Below are 16356 nucleotides of genomic sequence, written 5' to 3'. Positions count from 1 at the left end.
GACGAGAGGTGGGTGTCCCGCGCCGCGCCGCCCCGCCCCGCCCCTGCTCCCTCCGGCCCGTCTCCCGGCCGCCCTGGGTACTGCCTCGACGCCGCCACCGCATCATGTCATCATGTGATGACATCGTCTGGTGACATCATGCGATGACATCAGCGGTGGGACTCCGGGCCACCGACGAACCGACGAAGGAGGATGCGTCCGTGCCAACCCCGACGGGCCTGCCGATACGACGTGAGCGGGCCCTGGTGCCCGTCCTGGTGTTCCTCAGCGCCGTGGTGGCGGTGATCAGCAGTCTCGGCGCACCGATGATCCCCACCATCGCGGCCGTCGACCACGTCTCGCTCTCCGAGGCCCAGTGGTCGCTGACCATCACGATGCTGGTCGGGGCGGTGGCCACCCCGGTCCTGGGCCGTCTGGGAGACGGGCCGCACCGCCGTACGGTCACGCTCGCGACCGCCGCCGCCGTCGTCATCGGCAGCGTGCTGGCCGCGCTGCCGCTCGGCTTCGGCTGGCTGGTCACGGGGCGCGCGCTGCAGGGCCTCGGGCTCGGACTGACGCCGCTGGCCATCGCCACCGCACGGGACAGCCTGCCCGCCGCGGCCTCCCGCTCGACGGTCGCGCTGCTCTCCGTCACCACCGTCGCCGGCGTCGGCCTCGGCTACCCGATCACCGGCCTGATCGCCGAGGCCTTCGGCATCCACGCGGGCTTCTGGTTCGGCGCCGTGATCAGCGCCCTGGCCCTGCTGCTGGCCGCCCTGGTCCTGCCCTCGACGGCGGAGCGCGAGCGGCACCCGCTGGACGCGCTCGGCGCGGTGCTGCTCGGCCTGGCCCTGGTCGGCCTCCTGCTCGTGCTCAGCGAGGGCGAGACCTGGGGCTGGGGCAGCGCCCGGCTGTGGACGGTGGCGGTCGCCTCCGTCCTGCTGCTGGTCGGCTGGGTGTGGCACGAGCTGCGCACCGCCCACCCGCTGGTCGACCTGCGCGCGCTGCGCAACCCCGTCGTCCTGACCGCGGACGTGGCCGGCCTGGTCGCGGGCGTCGGGATGTACCTGCTGATGTCACTGGTGATCCGCTACGTGCAGACCCCGACCGCCACCGGCTACGGCCTCGGCGCCTCGGTGGTGGTCGCCGGCCTCGTCCTGGTGCCGTTCTCGGCGGTCAGCCTGCTGTCCGGCAAGGTGGTCCCCGGCCTCGCCCGGCGCACCTCCTCCGCCCTGGTGCTCCCGCTGGGCTGCGCGGTCTCGCTCGTCTCGATGCTGTTCTTCCTGTTCGCCCGCGACCACCTCTGGCAGCTCCTGGTGGTGATGGGCATCGCCGGACTGGGCGTCGGCTGCACCTTCGCCGTGATGCCGGGGCTGATCGTCAACGCGGTGCCCGCCCACGAGGTCGGCAGTTCGGTCAGCTTCAACCAGGTGCTGCGCTACATCGGCTACTCCACCGGCAGCGCGCTGTGCGGCGCCGTGCTCCAGGCCCACACCGAGCCGGGCCGGCAGCTGCCCGGCGACAGCGGCTACCGGGACGCGGCCCTGATCGGTTGCGCGGTGTGGGTGGTGATCGGCCTGGCTACGATCGTCCTGCCGCGGCTCGGTGCCGCGACCGCCGCCCGCCGGGGCGCGCGCGTGGATGACGAACTGGTCCCGGACGGGGAACCGGTCGTGGACGAGGAGCTGATCGTGGAGGAGAGCATCGCCGACGGCGTGGCCGGCGAGAGCGACGTGCCCGCGCGGCGGGCCGGAGCCGAGCGGTGACCGACGAAACCCCTTCGGCCGACCGGTCCGTCCCTGACACCGACCGGTCCGTCCCCGTCACGGACGGCGGCGTGCCGGAGAGCGCAGCAGCGGAAGCCACGGCACCGGCGGCCTCCGCACCCCGGCGCCGGGACGCCGCCCGCAGCCGGGAGCTCCTCGTCCAGGCGGCGCTGGAACTCTTCGCCGAGCGCGGGTTCGAGCGCACCACCACCCGCGAGATCGGCGAACGGGCCGGTGTCGACCCGGCCCTGATCGCCCGGTACTTCGGCGGCAAGACACAGCTCTACCTGGCCACCGTACGGGTCGAGCTGGGCGGCGCGGCACCGGCCGACCTCCTGGTGGAGGACCGGCTGCGCCACCTGCTGGAGCGCTTCTCCCAGCGCGGCCCCGGCCCGACCTTCCAGGCCGCTGTGCTGCCCGGCGACAACACCGAGGTGCAGCAGGAAGCCCGCGCCTACCTCCGCAAGCGGCTGGTCCAGCCCCTGCACGACCGCTTCACCGCCGAACAGGTCGACCGGCCGCAGCTGCGGGCCGAACTGGCGGCGGCCGCGTTCGTCGGGGTCATCCTGGCCCGCTCGGGCGGCGCCTTCGACGAACTCGCCGCCGCAGACCCCGAGGACCTGCTCCCCCTCCTGTCCGACCTGCTCGCCGCGAGCCGCCCCGCCCGGTAGGCCACCCCGCCCGGCGGTCCGCCCCTCCGGGCAGGCCCCCGCCCGGTGGCCGCTCCCGACCCGCCGTCGGCCGCTCCCTCCCGGAGCGGCCAACGGCTCATTCCCGCACGGCGACGGCCTCCGCGAGCGGGGCGAAGAGCAGCGCCCAGTTGCCGGGCAGGTGCGTCACCGCGGACGCGACGTAGCAGCGGACGACCGTCCACTCGTCCGACCGGCCGCCCTCCCCCGGTGCCCCGCCCTCCCCGAGGGCCCGCAGGCATTCGTCGACGCACTCCGCGAGGTCGTCCTCGTCGAACCCCAGTCGCGCACAGGCCTGCCGGGCCTCCGGCGGCAGGGGGCACGCGTCGTCCCACTCACCGGCCGCGTCCAGCAGGTAGAGCAGGTGGCTCCCGGGTCCGGGCAGGTCGGCGCGCAGGTCCGCCGTGGTGAACTCCCGCTCGGCGTCCTGCGACACCAGCCCCGACGTCCCGACCGCGTCGGCGACGAGGCCCGCCCAGTAGGCCTCGTCGTGACTGCCGTCGGTCTGCCGCATGTGCTCGGCGGCGAAGGCCGCCATCGCGCCCGGGTCGTCGATCAGCGGTGAGACGACCAGGTCGCTCCGGTAGTCGAAGCCGAAGTAGTGGCGCCGCCCGTCGAGGGTGAGTGACTCGATCCCGCCCACGTGGCCGACCCGCCCGGGCAGCGGACCGAAGCGCTCGGCACGTGCGGCACGTTCCCGTCCCATGCGGCACACCGTACGGGCCGTCACCGACACCGGCCGCCGGCAGGCCGCGAGGCTCCGCGTGGTGTCCAGGACGGCCGGGCACCGTAGGCTCCGCCACGAGGCCCGCGAACGCCGTGGTGCCCGGACCGCTCGGCGGTCCGGGCACGACCCGTACGGAGACGGGCGGTCGGTCGGGCAGCCGGTCAGGCGGGGATGCCGCAGTACTGCTGCTGCTTGCCGATCGCGCGGTAGACGCAGTCCGCCGTCTCCACCAGGCGCAGGACCGCTTCGCGGTTGCGGCTGGTCTCACGGCCGATGACCTCGTCGGGCGGGTAGAAGCCGCCGCCGCTGCCGCTCGGACCGGGGTACATCTCGAAGGTGTAGGCGAAGACCCGCTGGCTGCCCCACAGCCAGTCGTCGATGGCGCCGTCGGTGATGTAGAGGTCGCTGGACTGCTCCGGCGTGTAGCCGTTGGTGGAGGCCATGGTGCGGCCCAGGGTGGCGAAGGTGTTGTACTCGTCGGCGGTCATGCCGGTGGGGGTGTCGGCGGTGGTCCAGCCGAACGGCCAGAGCACCAGTTGGCTGTAGGTGTGGAAGTCGATGGCGGCCGTGATCTGCTGCTTGCCGCCGACGATCCGGCTGCGGACGAAGTCGGCGACCACCTTGGTCTCCTTGGCCGACTCCGGCGCGCCGCCCCGGTAGGTCTCGTTGGAGGTGGAGCCGGAGGAGCCGCCGCAGCAGCCCCACTTGTAGTCCCAGTTGCGGTTGAGGTCGGTGCCGACGCTGTTGCTGCCGGGGTTCGGCTGGCGGTCCTTGCGCCAGCTGCGGTAGCGGCCGGTGGCGATGTCGTACTCGCCGCCGTCCGGGTTGAGGTCCGGGATCACCCAGATCTCGCGGCTGTTGACGGCGTTGGCGATGCGGCTGTCGGTGGCGTACTTGTCGCCGAACTCGTGCAGCAGGTAGAGCGCCATCTCGACGGTGAGGTGCTCGCGCGCGTGCTGGTGGGCGGTGAACAGCACCTCGGGCTCGTTCTCGTCGGTGCCGACGTTGTCGCTGATCTTCACCGCGACGATCGGCCGGCCCTCGTACGAGGTGCCGATGACGCGCTTGCTCATGATGTCGGGGTGCGCGGCGACGACGGCGTCGATGTCGGCCGTGGCCTCGGCGTAGTTGTGGTAGCCGGAGTCGGCCTGCGGGAAGTCGTAGGCCACGCCGGGCGCTCCGTCGGTACCGGCCCCGAAACCGTAGCGGGGGCCGGGCAGGGCGACCGGCGACCAGCCGAGCGCGCGCAGCCGGTCGGCCTCGGCCGGGTCGGCGGTGACCACGACGGCGTCGGGCAGGACGGCGTCGACGGAGGCGCCGGTCGCGGCGACGGCGGTGCGTTCGGCGACGGTGCGCGGTCCGTCGATCCGGTACTGCCGGGTGTTGTCGGTGCTGTCGGTGCCGGTGACGGTGTTGTCGGTCCCGGTGTCCGCGGCGGTGGCGGACGCGGGCACCGACGGGCGGTCGGGGGAGGCCGCCCGGGCGGTGATCGGGGTGGCGAGGGCGAGAGCCAGCAGGACGGCGGTGGCCGCGGCGGGCTTCCCTCGGCGGGGCAGTCGCATGACTGTCCTCCTGTGGGGGTCCGTGGGGGCGGAACGGTGGAGGAGGTTCGGCGCGCGCCAGCTTGATGGTCCGTCAGTGTCATGCGTTCGTCAAGGCATCGGAAAGACCGATTCCCCGGCTCGCGCGGATCCCGTGGTCGCAGCGGGAGCGGCGCGCGCCGGGACGGACGGCCGGCGAAAATCGGGTGACCCCACCGGTGCCACCGGCCACACTGGCGCCATGACCGGTTCCGCACTGCCTCGACCGCTCCGACCGCGTGCCCTGAGGTCCGGGGACCTCGTCGTCATCGCCTCGCTGTCCGGTCCGCTGCCGGCCGCCTACGAGCCCAACGTCGATCGGACGGTGACGGTGCTCGAACGGATGGGGTTCCGCGTGCGCCGGGCTCCGCTGCTCGAAGCAGGACGCCGCCACTGGTGGAGCGCGGCCACGCCCGCGGAGATCGCCGCCGAGCTCAACGGCCTCCTGCGCGATCCCGAGGTGCGCGCGATCGTCGCGAGTGACGGCGGTCAGACGGCGCTCGGCTACCTCGACCTGATCGACGTCGAGGCGATCAGGGCCGACCCCAAGCCGATCCTCGGCTACAGCGACATCTCACTGCTGCACCTGGTGCTCCATGAGCGCACCGGCCTGGTCGGGTTCCACGCCGACATGGCCGTCCCGGGCTTCGGCGGCAACTGGCAGTCCGCACCGGCGGCACGCCGAGAACAACTCGAAGAGCTCTACGCCAGGTTGCTGACCCGTCCGGAGCCGATCGGTGCGCTGCCCGCGAGCCCGTCGTGGGAGTGCTGGCGCCCCGGTCGCACCGAAGGCCGGCTGATCGGCGGGGTGGTCAACCGCATCGTGCTGGCGCAGGCGACGCCCTTCGCGCTGCCGCTCGAACGGTTCGACGGCGCGGTGCTGTTCTGGGAGGAGATGGGCGGCCTGGCGTCGCACGTGTGGAGCTACCTCCAGGTGATGCGGCACTGCGGCATCCTCGACCGGATCTCGGGCATGGTCGTGGGCGTTCCGCGTGGGATCGATGGCCTCGAACCCGGCTCGTCACCGACCCTCCGCGAGATCGTCCTCGACGTCCTCGGCGACCGGGACGTCCCGGTCCTGGGCAACGTCGAGTTCGGGCACGCCGGCCCGAACCTGCCGATGCCGGTCGGCATCCGCGTCGCCCTCGATGCGCAGCAGCGGACGTTGTCGCTGCTCGAACCGGCGGTGGCGCCCGCGCGATGACGGGACTGCGGCCGACGACAGGTCAGCGGGACGGCCGGTTCAGGAGGACGGCCGGGTGCCGCAGGTCGACAGGCTGCACCAGCGCCGTCGGCCGAACTCCCGTACGTCGACGGCGTACCGGCCGGGTGCGAGGCGTACCCGTCGTGCCTGGTCTCGATCACCACGCCGTACGGGCGCAGCCTGGCCCGCAGCCGTCCGACGTACGTGTGGACGGTGCCGCGGGCCGGGGCGGGCGGGTTGCCGTTCCAGAGCAGGTCGATCAGCCCGTCGGTGGGTGACGACCCGGCCGGCCGACTGCCAGCCGTCCGTGTCCTGTTCCCGGCCGAGCCCCACCTCCAGGAACACGGCGTAGGGCTCGTACGGCATTCCCGCAGGTCAGCCGCTCAGCCGCCGGACGGAGGTTCGATTTCGGAGCGCCCTGCGCGGGCGTCTCCTCAGGTGTTCACCGGTGGCGGTCCTGGGGGTCGGGTTCGAGGACGAGGACCGGGATCACGCGGTCGGCCTTCTCCTGGTACTCGGCGTACGGCGGATACGCGGCGACCGCGCGCTGCCACCACTGCGCCTTCTCGTCCCCGGTGACCTCGCGGGCCGTCATGCGCCGACGTTCGGGACCGTCCTGGAGCTCCACCTGCGGCTCGGCCTTGAGGTTGAAGTACCAGTCCGGGTGGCGCGGGAAGCCGCCCTTCGAGGCCACCGCCGCGTACCGCCCCTCGTGCTCCACGCGCATCAGCGGAATCTTGCGGATCCTGCCGCTCTTCGCGCCGCGCATCGTGACGATGACGACCGGCAGGCCGGTGTCCCGGAGCGTCGTCCCCTGCGTGCCGCCCGAACTCTCGTACAGCTCGACCTGTTCGCGCACCCACTGTGCCGGACTCGGATCGTACTCGCCCTCAAGAGGCATCGCCGTCACCCCGTTGTCGTCTACGGACCGTGCCGGGACAGTCCAGCACAGACCCCGCACGACGGAGAGGGCGCCGTTGCCGCTCCGCCGACAACTTCAAGCGAATGGCTGGGACGCCCGGGACGCCGAACACCGAGGGCCCGGGAGCCCGGGGCGGCCGGGACGCGGTCCCGCCGGAACGCCGGGAATGCGCGAGGTCGCCGTCAGGCGACCCGGACGGTGAACTGGCGCCTGGTCTGCGCGGGCCCGCCGGAGAACGTCATGTCGTCCTGGTCGCGGTAGTCGACGTGCAGGGTGACGGTGGTCCGGCCGGGGTTCGGGGCGGCGCGGAAGACGAAGTAGTAGTGGCCGCCCGAGCCGAGAGCGCCGATCTCGCCGAAGTCGAGCAGGTCCCCGACGCCGAAGTCCCTGACGTACTCGTCGCCGACGGTCTGCACCACCGCGGCGTCGGGCGCCGGATCGGCCACCGTCCAGATGTCGCCGGCCGTCCGGTACGCCCCCACCTCGATCGAGAAGAGTTCGCCCGGTCGGACGGTGATCTCTCCCGTGGTCGCGGTGACCACCGTGCCGTGGTCGAGCTTGCCGGTCGTCATCCGGTGGATCGCCACCGCGCCCGCCGTGCCCGCGACGGCGAGCACCGCGACCAGCACGAGCAGGATCCGCTGCCACTTCTTCACGAGGTCGTCTCCCGGTGGGTGACCCGCAGGGCCAGGACGGTGGCCACGGCGTCCAGCCAGCGGGCGACCAGCAGGTCCCCGGTCGGATCGCCGACGACCATCGAGGCGGCCTCCAGCCAGCCGCGCGCCACCGCCGCCGCGGGGCCGGGCAGCGGCTCGGGCAGCGCGGCGGCGTAGCGGGTGCCGCCGGAGCGGACCACCTCGCCGAGGAAGACCAGGGCGCGCGGCAGGACACCGAGCCTGTCCACGGTGATCGCGGCGGCCACCGCGCCGTCGCCGAACAGCGTGGCGCGGTGCGGGCCGGCGGCCGGCAGGCCGAAGCGCAGCAGCACCTCGACGTCCAGCTCGGCCAGCCGGGCGTCGCTCATGGGCTGGGGTGTGCTCAACTCTGCTCCTTGCCGGTTCACTTGGGCATGCTGACGTTGTTGGCGACGGGCAGCCGGCCCTTGGTCGCGCCGCCCATGTGGTTGTGGACGAAGTCGTCCTCGCTCACCCAGACGGTGTAGCCCCAGGGGTTGTAGATCTCCAGCTGGTCGCCGCGGTGCCCGATGATCATCATCTGGTGGCGGCCCGGCACGAACCAGGTGTCCTCCTTGACCTCGATCGGCACCGGCTTGCCCTGGTCGACCGCCGCTTCGACCCGGGCCAGCACGTCCTTGCGCTGCTCCGGGCCCTCCAGGTCCACGGTGTGGTACTCGGTGCCGGTGTGCTTGCCGATCTCGTCGTCGGCGACGTCCGTGGACTCCCAGGGCGTCATCCCGCCCCTCATCCGGTGCCACCAGCCGCGGGTGTCGTAGACGCGGTTCGTCTCCTGGTCCCAACGCTCCTTCGCGGCCTGGCCGTTGTCGTACGCCGGATCTCCGGGGTGGCCGCCGGTGGTGAGCTGGAAGGCGAACAGCGGGTCGACCATCGCCCGGGCGGTCACCGTCGAGGCGGCCACGCAGGTGTCGTGGTTGCCCTGGTTCCAGGGGACGCCCCGGTAGCCGGTGTCCGTGGCCTGGGACGAGGTCGCGTCGAGCTGTACCGGGGAGATCCGCTCGGCCAGCCAGCCGGGACTGTCGGCGTGCTCGTGGATCTGGTCGTCGAAGGCCTTGATCTCGTCGTAGCCGTGCCCGGCGGCCAGCGCCTTCATCAGGTAGGCGCGCTCCTCGGGGGACTTGCTGCCGGCCAGCAACTGGTCGAAGCGGGCCCGGTCGGCCTCGCTCATCTTGTCCATGAACTGGGCGGCCCTGGTGGCGTCGGTGGCCGTGAGGATGCTGCCGTACCTCTGGTTCCCGGCCGTGGCCGCGTCGGCCAGGACCAGCTTGTCGGCCGCGCCCAGGCCCTTGTTCGTGAACTTGCCCGCGAGCGCCTTGCCCGCCAGCGCGTTCAGCTCGCGGGCGGCCGCGCGGCCGGCGGTCTCGGCCTTCACCGCCGCGTCGAAGATGGACTTGATGCCGTCCTTCGCCTTCGCGTGCGCGGTGTGCATGGTGTCGTCGTCCCAGTGGACGAGGTCCGGCGCGCCGGCGACGGTGATCTCGTGCAGCAGGCTCAGCGCCTCGCCCAGCGGCGCGGCCCCCTGCCCGTGCAGGGCCTGCGCCTCGCTCAGGGCGGTGGCCAGCGTCGTGAGGTGCAGCCGCCCCTGGCCGAGCGCGTCACGACAGTGCGTCAGGTCGTCGGCGGAGGCCTTGACCACCTCGGCCGCCTTCTCCCCGACCTGGCCGGTCCACGCATCGGGCAGGTGCTGCGAGCCGACGCGTTCCACCTTCATCTGGATCTCGTCGATCTGCCCGACCGCCGCGGTGTATGCGGCCGCGAGTTCACCGAGCTTGCCCGCGTCCCCCTTCGGGGCGGCGAGCTGCAGGGCGTCGTGGACGGCGTACTTGAGGTCGCCGGCGCCCCACATGCCGTGGGACTCGTCGATCGTCTTCTTCAGCCGCTCGGCCTGCTGGCGCTGACTGCCCGGCTTCTCCCCCAGCGGGTGCGCATCGTGGTCGGGCACCGTCAGGCCCCCTGCCGCCGGTACGGCCGGCCGACACCCCGGCCCGTCCCGGAACCGTCGCTGTCCATGACATCTCCCCCGATATCCCGTCATGCGGCCCGAAGACCGCCGGACAGCATAGCGGCCGACCCGGACCCCTCCGACCTGCAGGAACAGCACGTCGATGGGCACGCGCACAACGGGCGCACAACGCACGCACAACCCCCCGGATCTCTCCGGAACGATCACAGGATCCCGCCCCGCCCGGCGGCCCGACCCTCCAGCCGGCCGGCCGGCCGGCCGACGACCGCCCGGAGCCCCGTCGATGCCCACCCGGAACCGTTCGACGACCTGTTTCCATCCGACGTCGATTGCTCCCGGAAGCAGGCATTACGCCGGGTCCGGTGGCAATGGGGGAAACATGGCAGATCGTGCCCGATCGAGCCCGCTCAATAATCGCCCCTGCAGATCAACGATCCGTTAATATCCGAAACTGAACGCTCTCGGAACCGGGCAGGACGCCGGGCCCGGGACACGGGGGGACAACCGGGGGGAAGAACGTGGCAGATCCTGATGCCGGCTTGCAGTTCAAGGTCAATCCGGCCGAACTGGACGGCTGTGGACAGAGCGCGCAGCACATCGGCGGTCTGATACCGGGTGAGACGTCGAAGCTCGCGGAGCCGTGCAACCAGGCTGCGGGCACCTTGCAGGGGTGGCTGACGGCCGCGGCGGTGCGGGACTGCGGCACCAACTGGAAGACGCTGCTGGACAAGCTCGCCGGTGACATGGGCGACGTCGGCACCAAACTCGGCACGACGGCCACCTACTACCGTCAGGTCGAGAAGGACGTCCACCAGAGCATGCGGAACCCGGCCGCGCCGGTGCCTGACGAGCCGGACCCGTTCGGCACGGCCGTCGTACCGGGCCCCGTGAAGCCCTCCAGTGCGAAGGCCACGGAGTAGCCCGGTGGACATCAAGACGCTGTACGACGCCGACGTCATCAACATCACCATCGCGAAGAACGCGTTCGACGCGCTCTACTCGGCCTTCGGCCGGCACATCGAGTCCTGGCAGCACGAGGTCGCCGACCGGCTGGCCAACTCGCACTGGTCCGGTACCGCGTCCGACCACGCGCAGGCCCGGATCCGCTTCCTGGGCACCGAACTGCAGTCCGCGCACACCGAGTTGGACCTGGTCGGCAAGGCGCTCGCCAAGGCCGCCGAGCAGTTCGCGCTGGCGCAGTCGCACCTGGTCTACGCCCTCGACGACGCCAAGGCCGCCAAGCTCACCGTGGCCCCCGACGGCCGCATCACCTGGGACAACGAGCCGACGTCCGCGAACTACGCGGGCGCCGGTGCCGAGACGACGGCCATCGCCATCAGCAACCGCATCACCACCGCGCTCAACGAAGCCGACCAGGCGGACCGGGAGATCAGCGCCCGGCTCAACCACTTCGCCACCAACGCGAGCAACGGCACCGGCCTGGACGCCGCCACCGCGGCCCAGGACCTGGCCGCCCAGACCGGCCGCGAGCAGGTACCGCCCGCGGGCACCGCGCCCGCCGACGTCAAGAAGTGGTGGGACGGTCTCAGCGACAGCGAGCGGCAGAAGTTCATCCACGACTACCCCGACCGGGTCGGCAACCTCGACGGCGTCCCCGCCACCGCCCGTGACGAGGCCAACCGCATCCGCCTGAAGCAGGTCAAGCAGGACCTCCAGACCCAGCTCGACCACCTCGGCCCCGAGCCGCCGCAGAAGATCGCCGGGGCGAACGGCGCCGTCACCAATCCGGACTGGATGGCCTGGGACGCCAAGAACATCGACCTGCGGGACAAGCTCAGGGGGATCGCCGACATCGAGAGCCGCCTGGGAGGCGACAAGCTGGCCTTCCGCGGCAACACGCCGGCCTTCCTCCTCGGCTTCGACGCCAACGGCAGGGGCCGGGCCATCGTCTCGGTCAACAACCCCGACACCGCCGACAACGTCGTGACCTTCGTCCCCGGCACCACGTCCAGGTTCGGCACGGTCGGCGGCGACATCGACAAGGCGGACGAGATGGCGAAGGCCGCCGGAATCGCGGACCACACCAAGTCCACGGCAGCGATCGCGTGGGTCGGCTACGACGCGCCCCAGAACAAGTTCCCGGATGCCGCCATGGACAGGTGGGCCGAGGGCGCGGAGCAGGACCTGGCCCGCTTCCAGGTCGGCCTGCGCTCGACCCACCAGGGCGCACCGTCGCACAACGTCCTCATGGGCCACAGCTACGGAACCGTCGCGGTGGGCTACACCATGAGCCATCTCAAGCCGCCCGTCGACGACGTCGTCCTCGTCGGCAGCCCCGGCGTCGGGGTCGACCACGCGAGCGAGCTGAACCTCGACCCGTCCCACGTGTACGTCGCCCGGGGAAGCGAGGACACCGGGATCGCGGCCACGGCGCAGACCGGATGGTTCAGGGAGGACCCCATGGAGCCCGACTTCGGCGCCCGGCACCTGAACGCCGGGAACAGCGACCACTCCCACTACTGGAATCCCACGGGAGACGCGATCAAGGAGTTCGGCAAGGTCATCGTCGGCACGTGGCAGCCGTCATGACGAAGGGGATCCGCCGCCGCTCCGCCACTGCGGCGCGGCTGGCACTGCCGGCCGTTGCCGTACTCCTGACGTCCACCTCCTGCACCACTACCGGTACGGAGGGCGATCCGACGATCACCCTTGAGCAGGCGAAACAGAAGACCGCGACATACTTCGCCGACGCCTTCGCCGCCCTCCCCCAGCCGGTGACCGCCGTCACCGACCGCGACAACGGCGCCTACTGCTTCAAGGACGACGCCCCTTCGGAGGAGGACGGCCGGATGATGGCCGTGACGTCGCGCTACCTGCGGGGCATCCCGGCCGACCACCACACCGCGACCTTCGACGCCTTCCGCGACCACCTCACCGCTGCCGGGTTCAAAGTCACCAGCAGCCGACCCGACAACATCTCGCTCGAAAACCCGAAGGACGGCTTCACCGCCTCCATCTACGACGGCGGCGACTGGACCACCACCCTGACCATCGGGTTCTCCTCCCCCTGCGTCTGGCCCAACGGCACCAAGCCACCCACGAGGTGAGGGGCCAGGTGAAGCGACCCGAACAACCGGAGGGCAGCTGACCGTCAGCCCGCGCGGTGGGGGCTGACGGTCGGCAGAGGTCGTTACAGGTCGGCGCGGGGAGGCGTCGTCAGCCGACGAGGCCCAGTCCCAGCAGTGCGCCCACCGCGCCCAGGGCCATGAAGACCGGCGTGAGCACCTTGATCTCGACCCAGCTCCCGGCCCGGAAGCGCATCGCCTTGGGCGGGCCGATCGGGTACCAGCGCTTGCGGCCGATCGGGATGGGCCACAGGATCGGGCAGCCCGAGACCGTGAGTGCGTCACCGATGCAGTGCACCAGCGCGCCCAGGGCGATCGGCAGCCCGATCCACAGGTACGACTGTCCCGGCTGGTCGAACAGCCACTGCGCACCGTTGCCGGGCCGGTCGAGGACGTCCGCCAGCATCCAGGCGCTGGTCGCCCCGAGCAGCCACACCAGCACGTCGCTGGAGACCCGCGCGTGCCGCCACAGCAGCCCCTCGATGGCCAGCACCATGTGCACGAACAGCACGGCCAGCACGCCCCAGCGCCCGCCGTACACCGCGATGCCCGCGGCCGAGGCGCCGCACATCACCGCCCAGATCCAGGTGTGGGTCAGCGTCCGGTGGCCGCCGGAGCGGCGCGCATCGCCCTTGCCCCGGGTCGACTTGTAGACGGCGTAGGAGAGCTTGTCGATGACCTCGCACAGCCAGCGCGACACCGGGCCGAAGGCCCGCGATATCGTCGCCGCCTTGTGGTCCAGGTCCGGGGCGAGCGCCGCTCCCGCGCAGATCAGGGCGCCGGCGACCAGCACCGGCCACGGCATCGGTTCGCCCATGCCGGCCGCGACCGCGCCGACCCCCAGCCACGCCGCCGCACCCGACAGCGCGTGCGCCGGTCCCATCATGCCGATCCCGCCTTCCCGCTCCGACCAGGGCCGGAGCGGCACCTGACGGGAAATGAGCATATCGGCCCATGATCACTTCTTGATCTCGCCCGTTCGAGGCGACGGCGCTCGTGCTCGCCGCCCCGGACGGCCCGGACCGGCCGATCGTCCGGACCCGTCCGGACCCGTCCGGGCCCCAGCGAGTGCCTAGCCGAACGTGAACCAGTTGAGGTTGACGAAGTCGGCGCTCTGCCCACTCGCGAAGGTGAGGTACACCGTGTGGGTGCCCGTGGTCCGGGCGATGTCGGCGGGTACCGTCCGCCAGGCCTGCCAGCCGCCGGTGCCGGCGACGGCGAAGCTGCCGACCGGTGCGGCGGTCGGGCTGTCCAGCCGGACCTGGACGAGTCCGCTGACGCCGGGTGCGGCGCCGGAGGCGACCCGGGCCTGGAAGCGGGTCGCGCCGGAGCTGCCGAAGTCCACGCCGGCGTAGGCGAGCCAGTCGCCGTTCGCGATCCAGCCGACGTCGCGGCCGCCGCCGGTGTCGCCACAGGTTTCCAGCGCGGTGCCGGACTGCGCACTGTAGGACTCGGCCCGGACGGTGCCGAAGGCGCTCGTCCCGCCGCCGGGTTGCGGTGACGGCCCGGGGTCGACCGGGCCCTGGGTGCCTCCCACGGTGACGGTCAGCAGGGTCGGGTTCGCCGACTGGACCTTGCCCTCGAAGTCCACGCCGGCCGGGTGGACGTCGTCGTACGGGAACGCGTAGCCGAGGTGGTCGGGGTTGGTGGCGTGCAGGACGCGCGCGTAGTGGTTGGTGCGCGCAGCGGTGTAGAAGGCGGCCGGGTTCTCGCCGTCCGGCTGGTGGGGGTCGTCGAGCAGGGTGGTGCGGTTCAGTGCGGCGGCGAGTCGTGCGCTCAGGTTGCCCATCAGGTCGTTGCCGGTGGTGAACGGTGCCGAACTGCAGTTGAAGACGGCTGCGGTGGAGGGCTTGGCGAAGCCGCCGACGCCGGGGAAGGTGAGGACGCCGTCGCGGACCCGGCCGGTGACGGTGCCCCAGCCGGCCTGCGTGTCGACGACCAGGTCGGTGCTCTGGTACTTCTGCCACACGGCGGTGAGGTAGCCGTCGAGGTAGCCGTTGAACAGTGACGGGTCGGCGCTGATCGCCGTGTTGGGGCTGAGGATGCGCAGGGTCCGGCCGGCGGGGTCCGGGACGATCAGCCGGGCCCAGTCGCCGCCGTCGGCGGCGGCCTGGGTGCGCAGCGCGTTGGCGGCGGACTCCAGACCGCCGGCGGGCAGGCCGCTGACGTGCTGCCGCGCGCTGCCGGCGGTCAGGTCGAACGCGATCGGGACGCCGGCGAAGTCGACGTAGCTGATGTTGGCGTACAGCTGGTCCGGGCCGTAGGTGAACTCGCAGAACCCGTAGGCGGTGGCGATGTTGGGGTCGGTGGGATTGCTCACCGAGGGCAGCGCGATGCCCGGGCCCGGGTTGATCCGGAAGACCAGTTCGCGGCCGACGGAGAAGTAGATCCGGCCGCTGGAGAGGTACGGCAGCCGGATCCGCCGCGGGGTGCCGCCGGGCGCGTTCAGGGCGATGGCGCAGTCGGCGCCGAGGGGTGCGCCCGGGGCGCTCGGGGAGGGCGGGTGGTAGAGCGTGCTGCCGTCGGAGCGCAGGAAGGCCCAGCTGTTGCCCTGGGCCGGGTCGAGGCCGAGGACGTAGGCGTGGACCGGCTGGGACGACACGGTGTTGACGAGGTCGACGTCGAGGCGTTGCGGGGTGGTGCTGCCGTCGGCCGGCCGGGACAGGGCGGCGACCAGCGCGGGCGCGGTCAGGGCCGCGACGGAGGCGCCGAGCATGGTCCTGCGAGTGATCACGGGGACTCCGGGAGCGGTGGAGGAGGAGGGGGGAGGGCAGGAGCCGCGCGCTGCGCCCGCCTGCCCATCACCCTCCCGCTCGGACCCGGACACGTCAATGTCCGTAACCATAAGTGGCTCTTAAGTCGGAGTCCGTTGATTTCTTGAACGCTCTGGGCGCTCCGTCGACTTCTCGAACGCTGCGGCGCGCGCCGGACTGCGCTCGGCGGTCCCACGCCTCAGGCCAGGAAGCCCCGCAGCAGGGCGGCCGTCGCGGCGAGGTGTTCCTCGGTGGCGCGGCGGGCGGCGTCGCCGTCCCCGTCGAGGATCGCCCGGACCATGGCCCGGTGCTGCTCGGCGGCGTGTTCGATGTTGCGGTCCAGCATGGGGATGGCGTTCAGCAGGTCGTTGAGGCGCATCCGGGCCTCGGCGATGGCCGCGGCGAGGGACGGGGAGCCGGTGAGTTCGCCGATGGCGAGGTGGAAGCGGGAGTCGAGCTGGCGGTACTGCTCCGGCGGGGCTTCCTCCAGGTCGGCCAGCCGGCTCTCCAGGTGGGCCCGCTGGTCGGGGGTGAGGGGATGACGGGCGGCGGCTTCGGCGGCTCCTGCTTCCAGGACTTGACGGTAGGTCAGCGCGTCCTCCAGGGAGCCGCCGAGGTCGCGGGCCGCGCGGCGCAGGTCGGCGACGTCCGGTGCGGGCATCCGGTAGGTGACGAAGGTGCCGCCGTAGCGGCCGCGGCGGGGTTCGACGCAGCCGGCCTGCTGCAGGGTGCGCAGCGCCTCCCGCAGGGTCTCCCGGCTGACGCCGAGCCGGACGGCGAGGTCGCGTTCGGCGGGCAGTCGGTCGCCGAGGCCGAAGACGCCGAGCTTGATCGCCTGGAGCAGCCGCTCGACGGTCTCCTCGAAGGCGTTGCCGGTCCGGACCGGGCGGAAGATCGCTCCGGCCTGCCAGTCGAGCCGCGCTCGCTCGCGTGATTCGTCCACGTCCACGCCGGAATCGTACCTACGGACCGGTTTCCGGCACCTGTTCCCC

15 protein-coding genes are annotated in these 16356 nt (G+C 72.2%); 6 read left to right on the top strand and 9 right to left on the bottom strand.

The genetic code is table 11. The features are described from left to right. Positions 1-200 precede the first annotated feature (200 nt). Together ACZ7KX_RS34910 and ACZ7KX_RS34905 are read left to right on the top strand one after the other, a co-directional pair. Entirely contained in the window at positions 201-1745 is a 1545-nt protein-coding gene (locus ACZ7KX_RS34910; RefSeq protein WP_470330004.1) for an MFS transporter, read from the top strand. After that, complete coding sequence (locus ACZ7KX_RS34905) at positions 1742-2416, top strand: TetR/AcrR family transcriptional regulator (RefSeq protein WP_470330003.1); 675 nt, start codon at positions 1742-1744, stop codon at positions 2414-2416. Before ACZ7KX_RS34910 ends, ACZ7KX_RS34905 begins: the two co-directional genes overlap by 4 nt. Positions 2417-2513: 97 nt before the next feature. Here ACZ7KX_RS34905 and ACZ7KX_RS34900 read toward each other — a convergent pair whose 3' ends face one another. Then, the gene (locus ACZ7KX_RS34900; RefSeq protein ID WP_470330002.1) at positions 2514-3140 is read right to left on the bottom strand and encodes a hypothetical protein; all 627 of its coding nucleotides are present in this window, start codon (positions 3138-3140) and stop codon (positions 2514-2516) included. A 182-nt stretch (positions 3141-3322) separates the two neighbouring features. Then, positions 3323-4723, bottom strand: coding sequence for a M14 family metallopeptidase (locus ACZ7KX_RS34895; RefSeq protein WP_470330001.1), 1401 nt, complete (start codon positions 4721-4723; stop codon positions 3323-3325). A gap of 220 nt (positions 4724-4943) precedes the next feature. Between ACZ7KX_RS34895 and ACZ7KX_RS34890 the strand changes: the two genes are divergently transcribed. Next, on the top strand, positions 4944-5945 hold the full coding sequence (locus tag ACZ7KX_RS34890; RefSeq protein WP_470330000.1) for a S66 peptidase family protein: 1002 nt from the start codon (positions 4944-4946) through the stop codon (positions 5943-5945). A 442-nt stretch (positions 5946-6387) separates the two neighbouring features. Here ACZ7KX_RS34890 and ACZ7KX_RS34885 read toward each other — a convergent pair whose 3' ends face one another. The 4 genes from ACZ7KX_RS34885 to ACZ7KX_RS34870 all read right to left on the bottom strand — a co-directional run bounded on the left by ACZ7KX_RS34885 (position 6388) and on the right by ACZ7KX_RS34870 (position 9504). Then, entirely contained in the window at positions 6388-6846 is a 459-nt protein-coding gene (locus ACZ7KX_RS34885; RefSeq protein ID WP_470329999.1) for a nitroreductase family deazaflavin-dependent oxidoreductase, read from the bottom strand. A gap of 203 nt (positions 6847-7049) precedes the next feature. After that, the gene (locus ACZ7KX_RS34880; RefSeq protein WP_470329998.1) at positions 7050-7523 is read right to left on the bottom strand and encodes a protease inhibitor I42 family protein; all 474 of its coding nucleotides are present in this window, start codon (positions 7521-7523) and stop codon (positions 7050-7052) included. After that, positions 7520-7909 carry a hypothetical protein gene (locus tag ACZ7KX_RS34875; protein ID WP_470329997.1) on the bottom strand — a complete coding sequence of 130 codons (390 nt, stop codon included), beginning with the start codon at positions 7907-7909 and terminating at the stop codon, positions 7520-7522. The genes ACZ7KX_RS34880 and ACZ7KX_RS34875 overlap by 4 nt, the downstream gene beginning before the upstream one ends. Positions 7910-7926: 17 nt before the next feature. After that, the gene (locus tag ACZ7KX_RS34870) at positions 7927-9504 is read right to left on the bottom strand and encodes a peptidoglycan-binding protein (RefSeq protein ID WP_470329996.1); all 1578 of its coding nucleotides are present in this window, start codon (positions 9502-9504) and stop codon (positions 7927-7929) included. A gap of 539 nt (positions 9505-10043) precedes the next feature. On the opposite strand from ACZ7KX_RS34870, the gene ACZ7KX_RS34865 reads away from it, so the two are divergent. The 3 genes from ACZ7KX_RS34865 to ACZ7KX_RS34855 are packed head-to-tail and all read left to right on the top strand — an operon-like array spanning position 10044 to position 12593. Then, positions 10044-10445 (top strand): WXG100 family type VII secretion target, encoded by a 402-nt coding sequence (locus ACZ7KX_RS34865; RefSeq protein ID WP_396548239.1) that lies wholly within the window; start codon positions 10044-10046, stop codon positions 10443-10445. Positions 10446-10449: 4 nt separating this feature from the next. Further along, on the top strand, positions 10450-12075 hold the full coding sequence (locus tag ACZ7KX_RS34860) for an alpha/beta hydrolase (protein ID WP_470329995.1): 1626 nt from the start codon (positions 10450-10452) through the stop codon (positions 12073-12075). Further along, entirely contained in the window at positions 12060-12593 is a 534-nt protein-coding gene (locus ACZ7KX_RS34855; protein ID WP_470329994.1) for a hypothetical protein, read from the top strand. Before ACZ7KX_RS34860 ends, ACZ7KX_RS34855 begins: the two co-directional genes overlap by 16 nt. A 109-nt stretch (positions 12594-12702) precedes the next feature. On the opposite strand, the gene ACZ7KX_RS34850 is transcribed toward ACZ7KX_RS34855, so the two are convergent. The 3 genes from ACZ7KX_RS34850 to ACZ7KX_RS34840 all read right to left on the bottom strand — a co-directional run bounded on the left by ACZ7KX_RS34850 (position 12703) and on the right by ACZ7KX_RS34840 (position 16307). Beyond that, positions 12703-13497, bottom strand: coding sequence for a metal-dependent hydrolase (locus tag ACZ7KX_RS34850; protein ID WP_470330069.1), 795 nt, complete (start codon positions 13495-13497; stop codon positions 12703-12705). A gap of 186 nt (positions 13498-13683) precedes the next feature. Beyond that, positions 13684-15345, bottom strand: a complete 1662-nt coding sequence (locus tag ACZ7KX_RS34845) for a beta-1,3-glucanase family protein (RefSeq protein WP_470329993.1) — start codon at positions 15343-15345, stop codon at positions 13684-13686. Between the two features lie 218 nt (positions 15346-15563). Then, on the bottom strand, positions 15564-16307 hold the full coding sequence (locus ACZ7KX_RS34840) for a FadR/GntR family transcriptional regulator (protein WP_470330068.1): 744 nt from the start codon (positions 16305-16307) through the stop codon (positions 15564-15566). Positions 16308-16356: the final 49 nt, after the last annotated feature.

It is taken from the genome of Kitasatospora sp. NPDC038210, assembly GCF_055600605.1.
Note: the sequence above shows the minus strand (reverse complement) of the source record. Positions and strands in the feature narration are given on the sequence as shown.

Bases quoted from the DNA above. Each gene is read 5' to 3' on its own strand.
- ACZ7KX_RS34895 (WP_470330001.1), bottom strand. From the start codon at position 4,723: ATGCGACTGCCCCGCCGAGGGAAGCCCGCCGCGGCCACCGCCGTCCTG.
- ACZ7KX_RS34900 (WP_470330002.1), bottom strand. From the start codon at position 3,140: ATGGGACGGGAACGTGCCGCACGTGCCGAGCGCTTCGGTCCGCTGCCC.
- ACZ7KX_RS34850 (WP_470330069.1), bottom strand. From the start codon at position 13,497: ATGATGGGACCGGCGCACGCGCTGTCGGGTGCGGCGGCGTGGCTGGGG.
- ACZ7KX_RS34890 (WP_470330000.1), top strand. From the start codon at position 4,944: ATGACCGGTTCCGCACTGCCTCGACCGCTCCGACCGCGTGCCCTGAGG.
- ACZ7KX_RS34885 (WP_470329999.1), bottom strand. From the start codon at position 6,846: ATGCCTCTTGAGGGCGAGTACGATCCGAGTCCGGCACAGTGGGTGCGC.